This is a genomic window from Thermus sp. H19.2, assembly GCF_054979525.1.
The window spans coordinates 1,686,448-1,702,123 of the sequence record NZ_CM143429.1; the positions used below are offsets into that span (position 1 = coordinate 1,686,448).

Below are 15,676 nucleotides of genomic sequence, written 5' to 3' on the forward strand. Positions count from 1 at the left end.
TGCATACCTTTGTACAGCCATGCTGAAAGCATGGCCCTCACCATCCGCAACCGGGAGGTGGAGCGCCTGGCCGAGGAGGTGGCCCGCCTCGCCGGGGAGACCAAGACGGAGGCCGTGAGGAAGGCCCTGGAGATGCGCCTTAGGGAGCTTCAGCGGAAGCGAAGCTTTGACCGGGTGATCCGCTTCCTGGAGGAGGAGGTCTGGCCCCAGATCCCGCCGGAGCTTTTGGGGAAGGGACTCTCCAAGGAAGAGGAGGAAGAGATCCTGGGGTACGGCAAGGAGGGGTACTGATGGTGCTGGACACCTCCGCCCTCCTGGCCATTCTCCTCCGGGAAGAAGAGTACGAGGAGCTCTTGGAGCAACTCCGGCGCACCCGCCCCCACAAGGTGGCCGGCCCCACCTTGGCCGAAGCGGGGATCGTCCTGGGCGCCCGGCTGGGCTTTGAGCGGGTGCATCTTCTCTTTGAACTCCTAACCGAGCTCCAGGCCGAGATCGTGCCCTTCACCGAAAGGCACGCCCGAGAGGCCATCTCCGCTTACCGGCGCTACGGGCGGGGCAGGCACCCCGCCGGGCTCAACTTTGGGGACTGCCTGAGCTACGCCTTAGCCCGGGTAGAGGGGGAACCCCTCCTCTACAAGGGCCAGGACTTCGACCGGACGGACCTGGCGTGGAAGCCCTCCTGAGGGAAACCTTCCTCGAGGCCCTGAAGGCCACGGACCCCTACCGCCTCACGGCGAAACACCTCCCCCCTTGGCGGCCGGACCTCGTCCTGGCGGTGGGGAAGGCGGCCGCCCCCATGCTCCGGGCCGCCATGGACCGCTACGGGGAGGTTCCCTACTACCTCACCCTGCCCAAGGGGCAGGAGGCCCCTGGGCTCAAGGCGGTCTTCGCCCGCCACCCCCTCCCCGACGAGGAGAGCCTCCGGGCGGCCGAGGAGGTCCTCAGCCTCCTCCAGGGCCTTTCCCCAAGGGCGCGGGTCTTGGCCCTGGTCTCGGGCGGGGGAAGCGCCCTGTGGTGCGCCCCCCTGGGGATCACCCTGGAGGAGAAGCGGGCCCTCACCGAGGTCCTCCTCAAAAGCGGGGCGAGCATCCACGAGATGAACGCCGTGCGCAAGCACCTCTCCCGCATCAAGGGGGGAAGGGCCCTTCTCGCCACCAGGGCGAAGGTCCACGTCCTCCTCCTCTCCGACGTGCCGGGGGACGACCCCTCGGTCATCGCCTCGGGCCCCTTCCACCCGGACCCCACCACCTACGCCGAGGCCCTGGCCGTCTTGGACCGCTTTGGCCTCGCCTTCCCGAGGGTGCGGGCCGTCCTCCGGCAGGGGGCGGAAGGGCGCCTCCCCGAGACCCTGAAGCCCCAAGACCCCGCCCTAAGGCGCCTCGCCTGGCGCCTCGTGGGGACGAACCTCCACCTCCTCCAGGCGGCGCAAAGGTTCTTGCGGGGCCAGGGCTTCCGGGCGGTTATCCTTTCCGACCGCTTCGGGGGGGAGGCCAGGGCCCTCGCCCGCTTCCACGCCGAGTTCATAGAGGTCATCCGCGCCCACGGGGTGCCTTTCAAAAAGCCCCTCTTCCTCCTCTCCGGGGGGGAGGCCCAGGTGCGGGTGGTGGGGAGGGGAAGGGGCGGGCGGAACCTGGAGTTCCTCCTCGCCCTCTACGCCCACCTCAAAACCCCCCTCCACGCCCTCGCCGCAGACTCCGACGGCCTGGACGGGAATAGCGGCGCCGCCGGGGCCCTCCTCACCCCGGCGGTGTGGGAGAAGGGGCTGGACCCCAGGCCCTTCCTCGAGGAAAACGACAGCCTCGGCTTCTTCCAGGAGGCGGGAACCCTTCTGAAGACCGGCCCCACGGGGACCAATCTCAACGATTTCCGGCTCCTCTTTGTAGACTGAGGGAGTGGAGTACCCGGAGCTTGCCCCGGTCCTCGAGGCCATCCTCAAGACCGTCCCGGCGCAAAAGGTCATCCTCTTCGGCAGCCGGGCGCGGGGGGAAGCTCGCCCAGAAAGCGACTACGATCTCCTCGTGGTGGTGCCTCCCGAGTACAAGACCATGCGGGTGTGGAAGGACCTCTACCTGGCGGCGAGCAAGGCCACACAGGGCTTCAGCCTGGACCTCCTTCTGGCCACCGCGGAGGACCTGGAAAAGTACCGGGACGCCTGGACCACCCTTTACCCCAAGGTCCTAAGGGAAGGCCGGGTGCTCTATGCCGCATGAAGCCACAGATCCCTTGGCTTGGCTCGTCCGGGCCAAGAGCAACCTGGCCCGGGCCCGCCTTGGGCAGATAAGCCCCGAGGTCGTTTGGGAGGAACCTTGCTTTGATGCCCAGCAAGCCGCAGAAAAGGCCCTCAAAGCTCTTCTGGTTGCCTTAGGCATACCCTTTCCCAAGACCCACGACCTGGAAAGGCTTTTGGAGCTGATCCGCCCCCATCTCCCCGTGCCTCTGGAGCTGGAAGCCCTTGCCCGGCTTAACCCCTTTGCCGTCGCCAGCCGCTACCCCGGGGACCTCCCGGAAGCCACGGAGGAGGACTGGAGGGAAGCCCTCGCGCTCGCGGAGCGGACCGTGGCCTGGGTGGAGGAGGTCTTGAAAAGTGGCCGTGGCTAGCCTCTACGTCCACGTCCCCTTCTGCCCCACCTTATGCCCCTACTGCGACTTCCACGTGGTCCGGCGGGGGCCGGGGTGGGTGGAGGCCTACTTAAGGCGCCTTGGGGAAGAGGCCCAAGCCCTCCACGAGCGCTTTCCCGAAGCCCTAGACACCCTCTACCTGGGCGGGGGAACGCCGAGCTACTTAAGGGACCGGGAGCTGGTGGCCCTCTTCCAAAGCCTTCCCTGGCGGCTCGCCAAAGGGGCGGAGGTGACCCTCGAGGCCAACCCCGGCACCCTCTCCCCAAGCCGCCTCCGGCTCCTCAAGGACCTCGGGGTGAACCGCCTCTCCCTAGGGGTGCAAAGCTTCCAGGACCCGGTGCTCAGGTTCCTGGGGCGGGCCCACGGGAGGAAGGGGGCGCTCAAGGCGGTGGAGATGGCCCTGGAAGCGGGGTTTCGCGTCTCTATAGACCTCATCCTGGGCCTTCCCATGCAGGAGGTGGAAGGAGACCTGAAGGAAGCGGCTTCCTTGGGCGTGGGCCACGTCTCCGCCTACACCCTCCAGGTGGAGAAGGGCACCCCCTTCGCCCTCCTGGGCCTAAAGGAGGACCCCGAGGGGGAGGCCTGGGCCATGGAGCGGGCGGAGGAGGTGCTGGGGGAAGCCGGGCTATTCCGCTACGAGGTCTCCAACTTCGCCAGGGAAGGGGAAGAGGCCCGGCACAACCTGGTCTACTGGCGCGCGGGCTTCTGGCTCGCCCTGGGCCCCGCGGCCACGGGGCAGTACCCCGGGGAGGGGGAGGCCTATGCCTTGAGGCGCACGAACCCGCCCCTTCCCCGCTGGCTCCGAGGGGAGCCGCCGAAGGAGGAAGCCCTCTCCCCCCTAGAGCACGCCAAGGAAAGCCTCATGCTGGGCCTAAGGCTCAAGGAAGGGGTGGACGTGGGAGCCGTGGAGGAGAGGACGGGGCTCGTCCTCTTCCCCCTCCTTCGCGAAGCGGCGGAGGAGCTCGCCCAAGAAGGCCTCCTCCGCGTCCGGGGGAAAAGGCTTCTTCCCACCCCCCGGGCCTTCCCCCTCCTCCACCGGGTGGTCCTGGCCCTCTGGGAGGCCCTGGAGGGCTAGGCGAAGGCCAGGGCCTCCCGCGCCCGATCCGCCAGGGCGAAGAAGCGCTCCTTGGTGAGGGGGATCTTCCCCGTGACCAGGCCCTTGCCCGGCTCGTAGTGGGCGTGGAGGTGGATGTGGGCCCGGGGCAGGCGGAGGCCGATGCGCTTGAGCGTGGCGTGTCTCGGGGAGACGTCGGCGAGGAGGAAGGGTTCCCCGAGCCCGTCGGAGAGGGAGGCGGTCATGATGGTGGTGGGGAGGTCGTAGGGGCGTTCCATGCGGTAGATGAAGTCGGGGAAGTCCGCCTCCTTCTCAAAGCGCACGCCCTTCTCCCGGGCGTACTCCCGCATCCAGGAGAGGAGCTCCACCCAGGCCTCGTAGAGTTGGCGCTCGGAAGACGCGCTCATGGCCTAAGTATACGCCGCCGGGGCGCCTAAATACCCCACCGCGGCGGGGACCCCAAAAGGGCCCTCTCCTAGCCCTAACTTAGGCGTCCCGTGTTGTGAAAACAACGTGCGGGCCCTTAGTACAGGAACTCCCGGATATCGTACCGGCCCGCCTTCAGGCCCAGGGCCCTGAGGGCCCGCACCCAGGTTTGGAGCTCCCCCTCGAGGTCCTCCAAGGGCTCGAGGGCCAGGCGGGCGTAAGGGGCGTGGGGGTTCTCCTGGAAGGGGGAAAGGTAGACCAGGTCCTCCGGCCCCAAGGGAAGCTCGGAGAGAAGGGCGAGGCTTTCCCGGAAGTGGGCCTCCCGGAAGGCTTTTCCCCCCGCCCCCACCATGAGGATCACCCCCACGGAAAGCCCGGCCTCCTTCAAGGCCCGCACCAGGGGAAGGGCCTCCTTGGGGTGGCCGGGCTTCTGGAGGAGGGCGAGGAGGGGAGCGTGCCCCGTCTCCAAGCCGATGTAGACCCGCCTCAAACCCATACCCCCAAGCCTTTCCCACCAGGAAAGGGCTTTCTTCAGGCCGGTGAAGAGGTCCAGAAACCCCATCACGGGCTCCCCGGGGAAGTGGGCCCGTACGAGCTCCAAGAGGGGAAGAAGGGGCTCGGAGAGGGCGAGGGCGTTCCCGTCCGCGAGGAACACCCCGCGCCTGAGAAGCCTTCCCCGCCCCAGGAGGGCCAAAACGGCCTGGATGTGCTCCCGGAAGGCCTCGGGGCTTCGCTTCTGGAAGGGGCGGTCCTGGTAGAAGCTGCAGAAGGCGCAGCGGTTCCAGGTGCAGCCGGTGGTGGCCTGGAGGACCACGGAAAGGTAGGCGTCGGGGGGGAGGATGCCGATGGGCCAGGGGTAGGCCTCCCGGTAGGGCCGGGAGTCCAAGAGGCCTTCCGGGGTCCAGCGCAAGACCTCCCGCCGCCTTTGCGCGTCCTTCAGGTGGACCTCCGCCAGGGCCAGGACCTCCCGGTAGACCTCCAGGGCCTCCTCCCGGGTGAGCTTCCGCCGCCTCCTCTCCCCCTCCCGGTAGCGCAGGTGGAGGCTTCCGTCCAGGGACCGCTTGAAGGTGAGGCCTCGGCGGAAATAGTGGTAAGGACGGCCCTCCCGGTCAAAGGAAAGGACCCGGTCTCCTAGGGAGAGGAGGGTGGCCTCGAGGCGCAGGAGCTCCACACGGCTAGAATAAGCCCCGTGGCCGTGGCCGCCCTGAAGGGCCTCCTCCCCCCCGAAGGCTTCGCCCGCCTGACCCCGCTGGGGGGGTTTGAGGCCCGGGTCTACACCGACGGGGAGCGGGTCTACAAGGTCTACCGAAAGGAGGAGGCCCAGCTGGCGGCCCTGGAGGCCGAGCGAATGGCCCGGGCCGGCCTGGGAAGCTTCGTCTTGGGGGTGGCGGAGGTGGAGGGCCAGGGAGTCCTCATCACCCGCCGCTTCCCGGGGAAGCCCTTCGCACCGGAGGCCTTCTCCTCCAAGACCCTGGCCGCCCTTTCCCACCTCTTCCTCGCCCTTCACCGCCTGCCGGAGCCGGGGTACGTTTCCGAGGAGGAGCTCCTTGCCCGGCTAGAGGCCTTTGCCGAGAGCCTCCGGGAGGTGCCCGAGGCCCTGGGGCTGGTCCGGGCCCTGAGGCGGGAGGTGGCCCTGGCCGCCGGGGTGGAACGCCGCTTCTGCCACCGGGACGCCTGGGCGGGCAACCTGCTGGTAAAGGCCCCGGGGGAGGAAGGCCCGGAGGTGTTGCTGGTGGACTGGGTGCGCTCGGGAGGCGACGACCCCGCCAGGGACCTGGCCCTCCTGAAGACGGGAAGCCTGGACCTTTTGGGAGAGGAAGCCGCCCGGGAAAGCCTTTTCCGCATGGCTCGCCTCTACCCCAAGGAGGTCCGGGAACGCCTCGCCTTCTACGTGCCCCTCACCTACCTCCACGACCTTCACTGGTTCCGGACCAAGCATCCGGCGGGCTTCCTCGAGGCCCTCAAGGAAAAGCTCCCCAGGGCCCTAAGTTTCTTCCGGGACTGCCTTCCCCTCCGGGGAAGGGGGTGTTAGGCACCCCACCGCGGCTTTCGCCGCGGTGGGGGCCCCAAAAGAGCCTTCTTCCAGCCCTAGTTCGGGCACCTCATGTTGCGAAACCAAGGTGCGGGCACTTAGGTTGCGCAACCCCCGCGCGGGGGCTTAGGCTCATGGGGATGAGGATCACCCTGGTGGACCACCCCCTGGTCCAGCACAAGCTGGCCCACCTCCGGGACAAAAGCACGGGCCCCAAGGACTTCCGGGAACTGGCCGAGGAGGTCTCCCTCCTCATGGCCTACGAGGCCATGCGGGACCTCGAGCTCACCGAGGCCTGGGTGGAAACCCCCGTGGCCCCGGCCAAGGTCCAGGTGCTCTCGGGGAAAAAGCTGGCCCTGGTGGCCATCCTCCGGGCGGGGCTCGTCATGGTGGAGGGCATCTTGAAGCTCGTACCCCACGCCCGGGTGGGGCACATCGGCCTCTACCGGGACCCCGAGTCCTTGAACCCCGTGCAGTACTACGCCAAGCTCCCCCCAGATATCGCCGAGAGGAGGGTCTTCCTCCTGGACCCCATGCTGGCCACGGGGGGAAGCGCTAGCCACGCCCTCGCCCTCCTCAAGGAAAGGGGGGCCACGGGCATCAAGCTCATGTGCATCATCGCCGCTCCAGAAGGCCTAGAGCGCATCGCCCAGGACCACCCCGACACCGAGGTGGTGGTGGCGGCCATCGACCGGCACCTCAACGACCACGGCTACATCGTCCCCGGGCTTGGCGACGCCGGGGACCGGATCTACGGGACCAAATGAGCGAGCTTCTAAGACGCCTTGGCATCGCCGACCCCACGGGGCCGGGATGGCTCACCGTGGCCTTCGTCTTCCTCCTGGCCCTCTTCTTCACCTGGCGCTTCCTGCCCCAGGTGCGCCGCTTCGCCCTGAAGGTGGGCTGGGCCGACCTGCCCAACGAAAGGCGCCTCAACCGGGAACCCCTCCCCAACGCCGGGGGGCTCGCCGTCTACGCCGGGGTGGTCCTCGCCCTGGTGGTGGCGGCCTTCCTCCGGCCCATCCTGGTGGAACAGGTGCTCATCCAGGTCCTCGCCATCCTCCTGGGAGGAGCCTGGCTGGTCATGGTGGGCTTCATCGACGACCAGTTCGGCCTTCCGCCCCTCTTCCGCCTCTTCGTCCAGACCTTGGCCGCCCTCCTCCTCATGGCGGTGGGGGTGCGCCTCGAGGCCGCCTTCGGCACGCCCCTGGACCCCGCCTTGGGCCTTTTCCTCACCTGGCTTTGGGTGGTGGGGATCACCAACGCCCTCAACCTCATGGACGGCCTGGACGGCCTCGCCGGGGGCATCGCCTTCATCAGCGCCATGAGCCTCCTCTTCGTCTCCGCCCAGTTCCCCTACTGGGCGGCGGGGACGCTGGTGCTCTCGGCGGTGGCCGGGGCCGCTTTGGGGTTTTTGCGGCACAACCTGCACCCAAGCCGCATCATCCTGGGAGACGCGGGGGCCTACTTCCTGGGCTACACCCTGGCCGCCACCGCCCTCCTCGGCAACCTCAAGCTCACCACCTTTTTGGGCCTCCTTCCCCCAGCCCTCTTTCTCCTCCTACCCATCCTGGACACCACCCAGGTGGTCCTGAGGCGGCTTCTTCGGGGACAGAACCCCCTTTCCACCCCGGGGAAGGACCACATCCACCACCGCCTCCTGGCCCGGGGGCTTTCCCAAAGGCGGGCCGCCTTCCTCCTTTGGGGGGTGGCCCTCCTCTTCAACCTCGTGGCCATGGCCTACCTGGGGATGCCCTGGGAGGCCATCCTGGCGAGCCTCCTCGCCACCTTCCTGGGCCTTTCCTGGGTAACGTACCGCAGGCTTAGAGCCTTCTGGAGGGGGGAATGAAGCGCGTGGTCCTCGCCTTCGGCACGAGACCCGAGGCCACCAAGATGGCCCCTGTTTACCTGGCCCTGAAGGCCATGCCCTACCTCAGGCCCCTGGTCCTCCTCACGGGACAGCACCGGGAACAGCTCCGCCAGGCCCTGAGCCTCTTCGGCATCCAGGAGGACCGGAACCTGGACGTGATGCAGGAGCGCCAGGCCCTGCCCGACCTCGCGGCCCGCATCCTCCCCCAGGCGGCGAGGGCCCTCAAGGAGATGGGGGCGGACTACGTCCTGGTCCACGGGGACACCCTCACCACCTTCGCCGTGGCCTGGGCGGCCTTCCTGGAAGGGATTCCCGTGGGCCACGTGGAAGCGGGCCTGAGAAGCCACAACCTCAAGGAACCCTTCCCCGAGGAGGCCAACCGCCGCCTCACCGACGTCCTCACCGACCTGGACTTCGCCCCCACGCCCCTGGCCAAGGAAAACCTCCTCCGCGAGGGAAAGCGGGAAGAGGGGATCCTGGTCACGGGGCAGACCGGGGTGGACGCCGTGCTCCTGGCCGCCAAGCTCGGGCGGCTTCCCGAAGGGCTTCCCGAAGGGCCCTACGTGACCGTGACCATGCACCGCCGGGAGAACTGGCCCATCCTTCAGGACCTCGCCAGGGCCCTCAAGCGGGTGGCCGAGGCCTTCCCCCACCTCACCTTCGTCTACCCGGTGCACCTGAACCCCGTGGTGCGGGAAGCGGTCTTCCCGGTGCTCAAGGGGGTGCGAAACTTCGTGCTCCTAGACCCCCTGGAGTACGGCCCCATGGCCGCCCTCATGCGGGAAAGCCTCCTCCTCGTCACCGACTCCGGGGGCCTCCAGGAGGAAGGGGCCGCCTTAGGGGTGCCCGTGGTGGTCCTGAGGAACGTCACGGAGAGGCCCGAGGGGCTTAAGGCCGGGATCCTCAGGCTTGCGGGCACCGACCCCGAAAGGGTCTTCCGGGTGGTGAGGGAGCTTTTGGAAAACCCGGAGGAGCTTTCCCGCATGCGCCAGGCCAAGAACCCCTACGGGGACGGGAAAGCGGGGCTTAGGGTGGCGAGAGGAGTGGCCTGGCGGCTTGGCCTGGGGCCTAGGCCCGAGGACTGGACCCCCTAGGCCAGGGGCGGAGCTGGTAGAGGCCCACCAGGAGAACCATCCCCCCCAGGGCCAAGGCGGCCAGCCGCCCCCCCAAAAGCTCAAAGAGAAGCCCCGTGAGGTAAGCCCCTAAAGGCCCCGTGCCCAGCATCACCAGGCTGTAGACCGCCATGACCCGGCCCCTCAGGCGGTCGGGAACGGAAAGCTGTACCAAGGTGTTGGCGTTGATGAGAACGGAGATCATGCCAAACCCCCCTAAGGCCAAGAAAAGGGGCACCGAGGACCGGTGGGCCCAGAAGAGGCCCAGGTGGGCCAAGGCCAGGGCGAAGGCGCCCAGGAGGAGACGCCCGGGCCTTGGCCTCCCCGTGAAGGCCATGATCAAGGCCGCCCCCAAAGCTCCAAGCCCCACGCTGGAAACCAAAAAACCGTAGCCGGTGGCGGAAAGGGAGAGCACCAGCCGGGCGTAGGCGGGGACCAGGGTCTGGAAGTTCATGCCGAAAAGGCTGGCGAAGAGGACCAGCCCCACCACCCGGCGCACCAGGGGGTGCTCCAGCACGAAGCGCACCCCCTCCAGGGCCTCCCGCCACCAGCGGCCTTCCCCTCCCTCGCCCACGGGCCCCGGGGGTAGGCGGAGGAGGACGAGGAGGAGGGGCAAAAAGGAGAGGGCGTTGGCCAGATAGGCCACCCCTACCCCGTAGAGGGCGATCAAGACCCCCGCCAAGGCCGGCCCCAGGAGGCGGCTCAGGTTGAAGCCGAAGGAGTTCAAGGCGATGGCCCCCGGGTAGCGCTCCCGGCCCGCCAGCTCCACGGTGAAGCTTTGGCGCACGGGCTGGTCCATGGCGTTCAAGGCCCCGTAGAGGAAGGCGAAGAGGAGGACATGCCCGTAACGCACCCACCCGGTGAGGATCAGGAGGGCCATGAGGAGGGCCAGGACCATCATCCCCCCCTGGGTGAAGAGGAGGAGGTTCCGCTTGGGGTAGCGGTCCGCCAGGACCCCGGCGGGCAGGGAGAAGAGGAGGGAGGGCAGAAACTGCAGGGCCACCACCAAGCCCAGCCGCTCGGCGCTTCCCGTGAGGAGGAGGACCAGCCACCCCTGGGCCGCCGCCTGCATCCAGGTGCCCATCTGGGAAACGAAAAGGGCCATCCAGTAGGTCCGGTAGCGGGCGTCTTGGAGAAGGGCCAGGGCCAGCACCCCCCTATCCTACGACTGACCGACCAGTCATAACCGGGATGCCCCGCGTCGGCCTATACTGAGGCATGCTCCAGCGCGGGCTTTTCCTCTTCCGCCTCCTGGGCATCCCCCTCTACCTGGACCTCTCCTTTCTGGTGGTCCTCCCCCTCCTGGCCCTGCTCATCGCCGGGAACCTGCCCTTGTACCTGAGGCTCTTCGGGCTCCCCCAGGAAGAGGGCCTCCTCCGGGGGCCCTGGCCTTTCCTCCTCGGCCTTCTGGCCGCCACGGGGCTCTTCCTCTCCGTTCTCCTCCACGAGCTGGGCCACGCCCTCGCGGCGAGGCGCTACGGCATCGCCACCCGGCGCATCACCCTGTGGCTTCTGGGCGGGGTGGCGCAGCTGGAACGGATCCCGCGAGAACCCCTAAGGGAGCTTTGGGTGGCGGTGGCGGGGCCTTTGGTAAGCTTCGCCCTGGCCCTCCTCTTCTGGCTCCTGCGCCAGGGGGAGGGGGTCTTAGGGTTTCTCACCCACTACCTGGCCCTGGTGAACCTCACCCTGGGCCTCTTCAACCTCCTCCCCGCCCTGCCCCTGGACGGGGGCCGCGTCTTCCGTGCCCTCCTCGCCCTCAGGAAGCCCTACCTCCAGGCCACGAGGCAGGCCTTGGCCCTGAGCCAGGCGGTGGCCCTGGCCCTGGGGCTTTTTGGGCTTACGGTCTTCAACCCTTTTCTGGTCCTCATGGCCTTCTTCGTGTACATGGCCTCGAGGGCCGACGCCGAGGCCACCCTCCTGGCCCAGGCCCTGGAGGGCCTGAAGGTGAAGGACCTGATGACCCAAAACCCCATCGCCCTTCCCCCCGACCTTCCCGTGGGCGAGCTCCTCAGGCTTTCCCTCCTCCATAAGGTTTCGGGCTTCCCCGTGGTGGCGGAGGGCCGGGTCTTGGGCGCGGTGGGGCTGGAGCACCTCGAGGGGGCTGACCCAGAAGCCCCCATAGAACGCTACCTCCAGCCCCCCCTCCTCCTCTCCCCCGAGGACACGGCCTTAAGCGCCCTGGAACGCATGGCCGAGCAGGGCTACGCCCGGGCCCTGGTGCTGGAAGAGGGAAGGCTTGTGGGGGTCCTCAGCAAGACCGATCTCCTGCGGGCCTTCCAGGCAAGGGTTCTGGGCCTTTCCTCCCTTGACAGGACCCCGGGACCAAGGTAGGGTATGGGCGCAAAAGTATGCGGGAGGTGAACATGAAGCGAAGCCTTATCCTCGTGGCCCTGTCCCTTGCGGCCTTTGGGCTGGCCCAGAAGCCCAAGGTGGTCCTCGGCACCGGAAGCACCGGGGGGGTATTCTTCTACTACGGCACCGCCCTGGCGGACATCCTCAACAAGGCGGGGGCTGCGGAGGCCCAGCCCGTGCAGACCGGGGGCTCCTACGACAACCTGCAGCTCCTCCGCGACCGCACCAACCCCCAGGCCAACACCTTCTACTGCGCCCTCACCACCACGGACTCCGCCTACGTGGCCTTTACGGGAGAGGACCCCCGCTTCAAAGAACGCCCGGCCAAGAATCAACGGGTGCTCTTCTACATGTACCCCTCCTTCATCCACCTGGTGACCTCGGAAAAGACGGGCATCAAGCTGGTGCAGGACCTGAAGGGCAAGCGGGTCTCCACGGGCCAACCCGGCTCCAGCACGGAGAACCTGGCCCTCCTCGTCCTCCAGGGGGCCGGGGTGAAGCCCGAGTCCTTCGCCAAGCGGGAGCGCCTCCCCGTGGCCGAGGCGGCCAAGGCCCTGGCCGAGGGCACCCTGGACGCCTTCTTCTGGGTGGGAGGGTTGCCCACCAGCTCCATCGTGGAACTCTCCCAGACCCTATCCCGGAAGGGGGACCGGATCCACCTGGTGCCCATAGACCCCAAGAGCACCACGGCCCAGGTGGTCCTGAAGCGCTTCCCCGGCCTGGTGGACACCTACAAGGTGCCCAAGAGCGTCTACAACACCCGCACCGACGTGCCCGGCCTGGCCACGGGCAACATCGTGGTCTGCCCCGACACCCTGCCCGCCGAGGCCGCCTACGCCACGGTGAAGGCCGTCTTCGAGAACCTGGACACCCTGCGCACCGCGGTGGCCGCCGCCAAGGACACCAGCCTCGAGGCCACCGTCCGCCTCTACGGCAAGCTCCCCATCCCCTTCCACCCCGGGGCGGAACGCTACCTGAAGGAAAAGGGCCTCCTCAAGTAAGAAGCCGCACGCGCCCGGGGTCGGGGAACCCCCGGACCCCGGGCTTTCTTGGAGAAGTCCATGGAGCTAGAACACCCGGCCTACCCCTCCACCCCCCTCACCCGGTTCACCCACTGGGTCCTGGTGCTGGGGGCCCTCTATAGCCTCTACCTGGTCCTCCACCCCTTCACCCCCCTCTCCCGGGCCGAGATCCCCATCCTGGATCAGGTACAGCTACAACGGAGCACCCACGTCCTCTTCCTCCTTCTGGGCGCTTATCTGGTGAGTTTCTACCTGCCGAGGAAGCGCACCCCCGGGGCCTGGGTCTACTTCCTCTTCAGCCTCGTGCCCCTCTACAACTTCCTCTTCCCCAACGTCCCCGGGGTAAGCCTGCCCCTTGCCGCCAAGCTCACGGGTCTTCTGTACTGGGCGGTGGCCGTCTTGCCCGCCCTCCTCCCCGGGCTCAAGCGCCCCGCCGACCTCCTGGGGGTCCTCCTCGCCCTCTTCCCCACCTTGTACCAGCTCCGCCACTTTGAGGAGCTGGTCTACCGGGCTGTCTTGCCCGAGCCCTGGGACATGGCCATGTCCTTCGGCCTCATCACGCTGGTCCTGGGAGCGGTTTACCGCCTCCTGGGCCCCGTGATGCCCGTGCTCGTCCTCTTCTTCTTCAGCTACAACCTCTACGCCGACCTCTTCCCGGGGGCCTTTAGGGGAAGCCGCCAGGGGATCGACCTCCTCCTGGGCAAGACCTTCAACGAGACGGAGGCCGGAATCTACGGCCTCATCACCGGGGTCTCCGCCAAGTACCTGGTCTACTTCACCCTGCTCTCCGGGATGATCGCCGCCTTGGGCCTGGGCAGGGTGGTGGCCAACATGGCCCTGGCCCTGGTGGGCAAGCACCCCGCCACCCCCGGGCGGGTTACGGGCATCGCCAGCGTCTTCATGGGCATGTTCTCGGGAAGCGGGGCCGCCGACACCCAGTTCGTGGCCGCCCTCACCAAGCCCCTTTACGAGCGGGCGGGCTACGACCGCCTCATCGCCGCGGGGCTCGTGGCCACCGCCGGCACCATCGCCCTCATCACCCCGCCCGTTTTGGGCTCCATCGCCTTCATCATGGTGGAGATCCTGCAGATTCCCCTGCTGAAGGTGATCGTCATGGCCATCGGCCCCGCCCTCCTCTACCTCACCACCGTGCTGGCCTTCAACGAGTTCTACGCCAGGAAGGCGGGGCTTAAGCCCGTGGCCCCAGAGCTCGGCATGGGCCGAAGGGCCTACGTCCTGCGTTACAGCTTCATCTTCCTCCCCATCCTCCTCATCGTGGCCATGCTCTACCTGGGGTACGAGGTGCGCACCGCGGCGAGCCTCGCCCTGGTCCTCTTCGTGGCCCTGGCCTACCTGGACCCCACCCTGAGGCCCAAGGGCCTCGGCCCCCTCTTCCAAGGCCTTGCCGAAGGCTTCCGCACCCTGCTTCCCATCGGCACCGCCGTCACCGCCGCCAACCTCATCTTCGCCAACATGGTGATCTCCGGCCTCCCCTCCAAGTTCAGCCAGCTTTTGCAGCAAGTTTCCGGGGAAAGCCTCCTCCTCGCCACCCTCATCACCGCCCTCTTTAGCCTGGTTTTGGGGATGGGCGTCCCCCCCACGGCCACCTACGTCCTCACCTCCGCCCTCACCGCCCCCGCCATCATCGCCCTGGCGGTGAAGAACTTCACCGCGGAGGGCCTGGGCCCGGAGGCCGCCCAGCAGGCCGCCCTCCTCGCCACCCACATGTTCCTCTTCTACTACGCCGTCCTCGCCGACGTGACCCCGCCCGTGGCCCTCTCCGCCTACGCCGCCGCCAGCGTCTTCGGCACCGACCCTCTGCGGACCGGGGTCTACGCCGCCCGGGTGGCCCTTTCCAAGTACCTGGTGGGCTTTTTCTTCCTCCTGGCCTACTCGGGCTCGGCCCTCCTCATCGTGCCCGCCCTGGAAACCGCCCCGCCCCAAGAGGCCTGGCTCCTCATCCTCTGGCGCTTCCTCGCCGTGGGGCTTGGGGTGGTCTACCTCTCCGCCTCGGGAGCGGGGTACACGAGGAGGCCCCTTAAGCGCTGGGAGGCCTGGGCCTTGGGGGCCTTGGCGGTCCTCCTCTTCGTGCCCCAGCCCTACCTGAATCTGGCCGCCTTCCTCTTGGGCCTCCCCTTCTTCCGCAAGGGCTTGACGGGAGGGCCTAAAGGGGCTTAGGGTAGGGCCGAAGGAAAGGAGGAAGGGGATGAAGCGAGTCCTGCTGGCCCTTTTAGCCCTGAGCGGCCTGGCCCTGGCCCAAAAGCCCAAGGTGGTCATCGCCACCGGCGGGGTGGGCGGGGTCTACTTCTACTACGGCACCACCCTGGCGGAGATCTGGAACAAGGCAGGGGTGGCGGAGGCCCAGGCCATCCAGACGGCGGCCTCCATCGACAACCTCCTCCTCCTGGAGAACCGCACCGGGGGAGGCACCTACTACTGCGCCACCGTGCTCCCCGACTCCGCTTACCTGGCCTACACGGGCACCCACGAGCGCTTCAAGGACAAGCCCGCCAAGAGCGCCCGCATCCTCTTCGCCATGTACCCCAACTACCTGCACATCGCCGCCCGGGAGGGAAGCGGCATCCGGGTGATCCAAGACCTCAAGGGCAAGCGGGTCTCCACCGGGGCCCCGGGCTCGGGCACCGAGGTGGAGGCCCTTCTCGTCCTCCAGGCGGCAGGTCTTTCCCCCAAGGACTTCGCCAAGCAGGAGCGCCTGGGAGCGCAGGAGAGCGCCAATGCCCTTTCCGAAGGTAACCTGGACGCCTTCTTCTGGTCGGGGGGCCTACCCACCGGGGCCATCACCGAGCTCTCCGCCGCCTTGGCCCGGAAGGGGCAACGCCTCTACCTGGTGCCCATTGACCCCAAGAGCACCGTGGCCCAGACCTTCCAGAAACGCTTTCCCGGCCTCGCGGGAACCGGGGTAATCCCCAAGGCCACCTACAACACCCGCGCCGACACCCCCACCCTGACCTTCTGGAACCTCTTCGTCTGTCCGGCGAGCCTCCCCGAGGAGGCGGCTTACGCCCTCACCAAGGCCACCTTTGAAAACCTCCAGGCCCTCCGGCAAGCGGTGGCCGCCGCTAAGGACACTTCCTTGGAAAACGCCGTGCGCTTCGTGGGCGGCACCATCCCCTACCATGAGGGGGCGCTGCGCTACTTCCGCGAGGCGGGGGCCTTGAAGTGAAGCGG

Annotated in this window: 17 protein-coding genes; 14 read left to right on the forward strand and 3 right to left on the reverse strand. The window is 68.0% G+C overall.

What is annotated here, in order from left to right; translation table 11 throughout:
• Nucleotides 1–30 precede the first annotated feature (30 nt).
• From ACY5J6_RS09130 to hemW, 6 genes are read left to right on the forward strand one after another with little or no spacing between them, the layout of a single operon-like run.
• Nucleotides 31–291: a type II toxin-antitoxin system VapB family antitoxin gene (locus ACY5J6_RS09130; protein WP_054638686.1), complete on the forward strand. Its 261-nt coding sequence runs from the start codon at nt 31–33 to the stop codon at nt 289–291.
• On the forward strand, nt 291–683 hold the full coding sequence (locus ACY5J6_RS09135) for a type II toxin-antitoxin system VapC family toxin (protein WP_462844652.1): 393 nt from the start codon (nt 291–293) through the stop codon (nt 681–683). The genes ACY5J6_RS09130 and ACY5J6_RS09135 overlap by 1 nt, the downstream gene beginning before the upstream one ends.
• Nucleotides 668–1,888 carry a glycerate kinase type-2 family protein gene (locus tag ACY5J6_RS09140; protein WP_462844653.1) on the forward strand — a complete coding sequence of 407 codons (1,221 nt, stop codon included), beginning with the start codon at nt 668–670 and terminating at the stop codon, nt 1,886–1,888. The genes ACY5J6_RS09135 and ACY5J6_RS09140 overlap by 16 nt, the downstream gene beginning before the upstream one ends.
• Nucleotides 1,889–1,892: 4 nt before the next feature.
• A complete protein-coding gene (locus ACY5J6_RS09145; RefSeq protein ID WP_462844654.1) occupies nt 1,893–2,210 on the forward strand; it encodes a nucleotidyltransferase domain-containing protein in 318 nt (105 codons plus the stop codon).
• The gene (locus ACY5J6_RS09150; RefSeq protein WP_462844655.1) at nt 2,200–2,598 is read left to right on the forward strand and encodes a HEPN domain-containing protein; all 399 of its coding nucleotides are present in this window, start codon (nt 2,200–2,202) and stop codon (nt 2,596–2,598) included. Before ACY5J6_RS09145 ends, ACY5J6_RS09150 begins: the two co-directional genes overlap by 11 nt.
• Entirely contained in the window at nt 2,591–3,694 is a 1,104-nt protein-coding gene (gene hemW, locus ACY5J6_RS09155; RefSeq protein WP_462846519.1) for a radical SAM family heme chaperone HemW, read from the forward strand. Before ACY5J6_RS09150 ends, hemW begins: the two co-directional genes overlap by 8 nt.
• On the opposite strand, the gene ACY5J6_RS09160 is transcribed toward hemW, so the two are convergent.
• Both ACY5J6_RS09160 and ACY5J6_RS09165 read right to left on the reverse strand, forming a co-directional pair.
• The gene (locus ACY5J6_RS09160; RefSeq protein ID WP_462844656.1) at nt 3,691–4,080 is read right to left on the reverse strand and encodes an NADH-quinone oxidoreductase subunit 15; all 390 of its coding nucleotides are present in this window, start codon (nt 4,078–4,080) and stop codon (nt 3,691–3,693) included. The genes hemW and ACY5J6_RS09160 overlap by 4 nt on opposite strands.
• A 116-nt stretch (nt 4,081–4,196) precedes the next feature.
• Nucleotides 4,197–5,270 (reverse strand): radical SAM protein, encoded by a 1,074-nt coding sequence (locus ACY5J6_RS09165; RefSeq protein ID WP_462844657.1) that lies wholly within the window; start codon nt 5,268–5,270, stop codon nt 4,197–4,199.
• An 18-nt stretch (nt 5,271–5,288) separates the two neighbouring features.
• Between ACY5J6_RS09165 and ACY5J6_RS09170 the strand changes: the two genes are divergently transcribed.
• The 4 genes from ACY5J6_RS09170 to wecB all read left to right on the forward strand — a co-directional run bounded on the left by ACY5J6_RS09170 (nt 5,289) and on the right by wecB (nt 9,095).
• On the forward strand, nt 5,289–6,131 hold the full coding sequence (locus ACY5J6_RS09170; RefSeq protein WP_462844658.1) for a phosphotransferase: 843 nt from the start codon (nt 5,289–5,291) through the stop codon (nt 6,129–6,131).
• A gap of 140 nt (nt 6,132–6,271) precedes the next feature.
• Nucleotides 6,272–6,898 (forward strand): uracil phosphoribosyltransferase, encoded by a 627-nt coding sequence (upp, locus tag ACY5J6_RS09175; RefSeq protein ID WP_462844659.1) that lies wholly within the window; start codon nt 6,272–6,274, stop codon nt 6,896–6,898.
• Nucleotides 6,895–7,980 (forward strand): MraY family glycosyltransferase, encoded by a 1,086-nt coding sequence (locus ACY5J6_RS09180; RefSeq protein WP_462844660.1) that lies wholly within the window; start codon nt 6,895–6,897, stop codon nt 7,978–7,980. Before upp ends, ACY5J6_RS09180 begins: the two co-directional genes overlap by 4 nt.
• Entirely contained in the window at nt 7,977–9,095 is a 1,119-nt protein-coding gene (gene wecB / locus ACY5J6_RS09185; protein ID WP_462844661.1) for a non-hydrolyzing UDP-N-acetylglucosamine 2-epimerase, read from the forward strand. Before ACY5J6_RS09180 ends, wecB begins: the two co-directional genes overlap by 4 nt.
• On the opposite strand, the gene ACY5J6_RS09190 is transcribed toward wecB, so the two are convergent.
• Nucleotides 9,070–10,266, reverse strand: a complete 1,197-nt coding sequence (locus ACY5J6_RS09190; protein WP_462844662.1) for an MFS transporter — start codon at nt 10,264–10,266, stop codon at nt 9,070–9,072. The two genes, wecB and ACY5J6_RS09190, sit on opposite strands and share 26 nt — an antisense overlap.
• A gap of 65 nt (nt 10,267–10,331) precedes the next feature.
• Between ACY5J6_RS09190 and ACY5J6_RS09195 the strand changes: the two genes are divergently transcribed.
• From ACY5J6_RS09195 to ACY5J6_RS09210, 4 genes are read left to right on the forward strand one after another with little or no spacing between them, the layout of a single operon-like run.
• A complete protein-coding gene (locus ACY5J6_RS09195) occupies nt 10,332–11,444 on the forward strand; it encodes a site-2 protease family protein (protein ID WP_462844663.1) in 1,113 nt (370 codons plus the stop codon).
• A 32-nt stretch (nt 11,445–11,476) separates the two neighbouring features.
• The gene (locus ACY5J6_RS09200; protein ID WP_462844664.1) at nt 11,477–12,466 is read left to right on the forward strand and encodes a TAXI family TRAP transporter solute-binding subunit; all 990 of its coding nucleotides are present in this window, start codon (nt 11,477–11,479) and stop codon (nt 12,464–12,466) included.
• Between the two features lie 60 nt (nt 12,467–12,526).
• Nucleotides 12,527–14,665: a TRAP transporter permease gene (locus ACY5J6_RS09205; protein WP_462844665.1), complete on the forward strand. Its 2,139-nt coding sequence runs from the start codon at nt 12,527–12,529 to the stop codon at nt 14,663–14,665.
• 28 nt (nt 14,666–14,693) lie between these two features.
• Nucleotides 14,694–15,671, forward strand: a complete 978-nt coding sequence (locus ACY5J6_RS09210) for a TAXI family TRAP transporter solute-binding subunit (protein ID WP_462844666.1) — start codon at nt 14,694–14,696, stop codon at nt 15,669–15,671.
• Nucleotides 15,672–15,676 lie beyond the last annotated feature (5 nt).

What these genes read in the sequence shown, in the direction of transcription:
- ACY5J6_RS09160 (WP_462844656.1), bottom strand. Translation starts at nt 4,080, where the DNA reads ATGAGCGCGTCTTCCGAGCGCCAACTCTACGAGGCCTGGGTGGAGCTC.
- ACY5J6_RS09135 (WP_462844652.1), top strand. Translation starts at nt 291, where the DNA reads ATGGTGCTGGACACCTCCGCCCTCCTGGCCATTCTCCTCCGGGAAGAA.
- upp (WP_462844659.1), top strand. Translation starts at nt 6,272, where the DNA reads ATGAGGATCACCCTGGTGGACCACCCCCTGGTCCAGCACAAGCTGGCC.
- ACY5J6_RS09180 (WP_462844660.1), top strand. Translation starts at nt 6,895, where the DNA reads ATGAGCGAGCTTCTAAGACGCCTTGGCATCGCCGACCCCACGGGGCCG.
- ACY5J6_RS09130 (WP_054638686.1), top strand. Translation starts at nt 31, where the DNA reads ATGGCCCTCACCATCCGCAACCGGGAGGTGGAGCGCCTGGCCGAGGAG.
- wecB (WP_462844661.1), top strand. Translation starts at nt 7,977, where the DNA reads ATGAAGCGCGTGGTCCTCGCCTTCGGCACGAGACCCGAGGCCACCAAG.
- ACY5J6_RS09195 (WP_462844663.1), top strand. Translation starts at nt 10,332, where the DNA reads ATGCTCCAGCGCGGGCTTTTCCTCTTCCGCCTCCTGGGCATCCCCCTC.
- ACY5J6_RS09200 (WP_462844664.1), top strand. Translation starts at nt 11,477, where the DNA reads ATGAAGCGAAGCCTTATCCTCGTGGCCCTGTCCCTTGCGGCCTTTGGG.
- ACY5J6_RS09150 (WP_462844655.1), top strand. Translation starts at nt 2,200, where the DNA reads ATGCCGCATGAAGCCACAGATCCCTTGGCTTGGCTCGTCCGGGCCAAG.
- ACY5J6_RS09210 (WP_462844666.1), top strand. Translation starts at nt 14,694, where the DNA reads ATGAAGCGAGTCCTGCTGGCCCTTTTAGCCCTGAGCGGCCTGGCCCTG.
- ACY5J6_RS09205 (WP_462844665.1), top strand. Translation starts at nt 12,527, where the DNA reads ATGGAGCTAGAACACCCGGCCTACCCCTCCACCCCCCTCACCCGGTTC.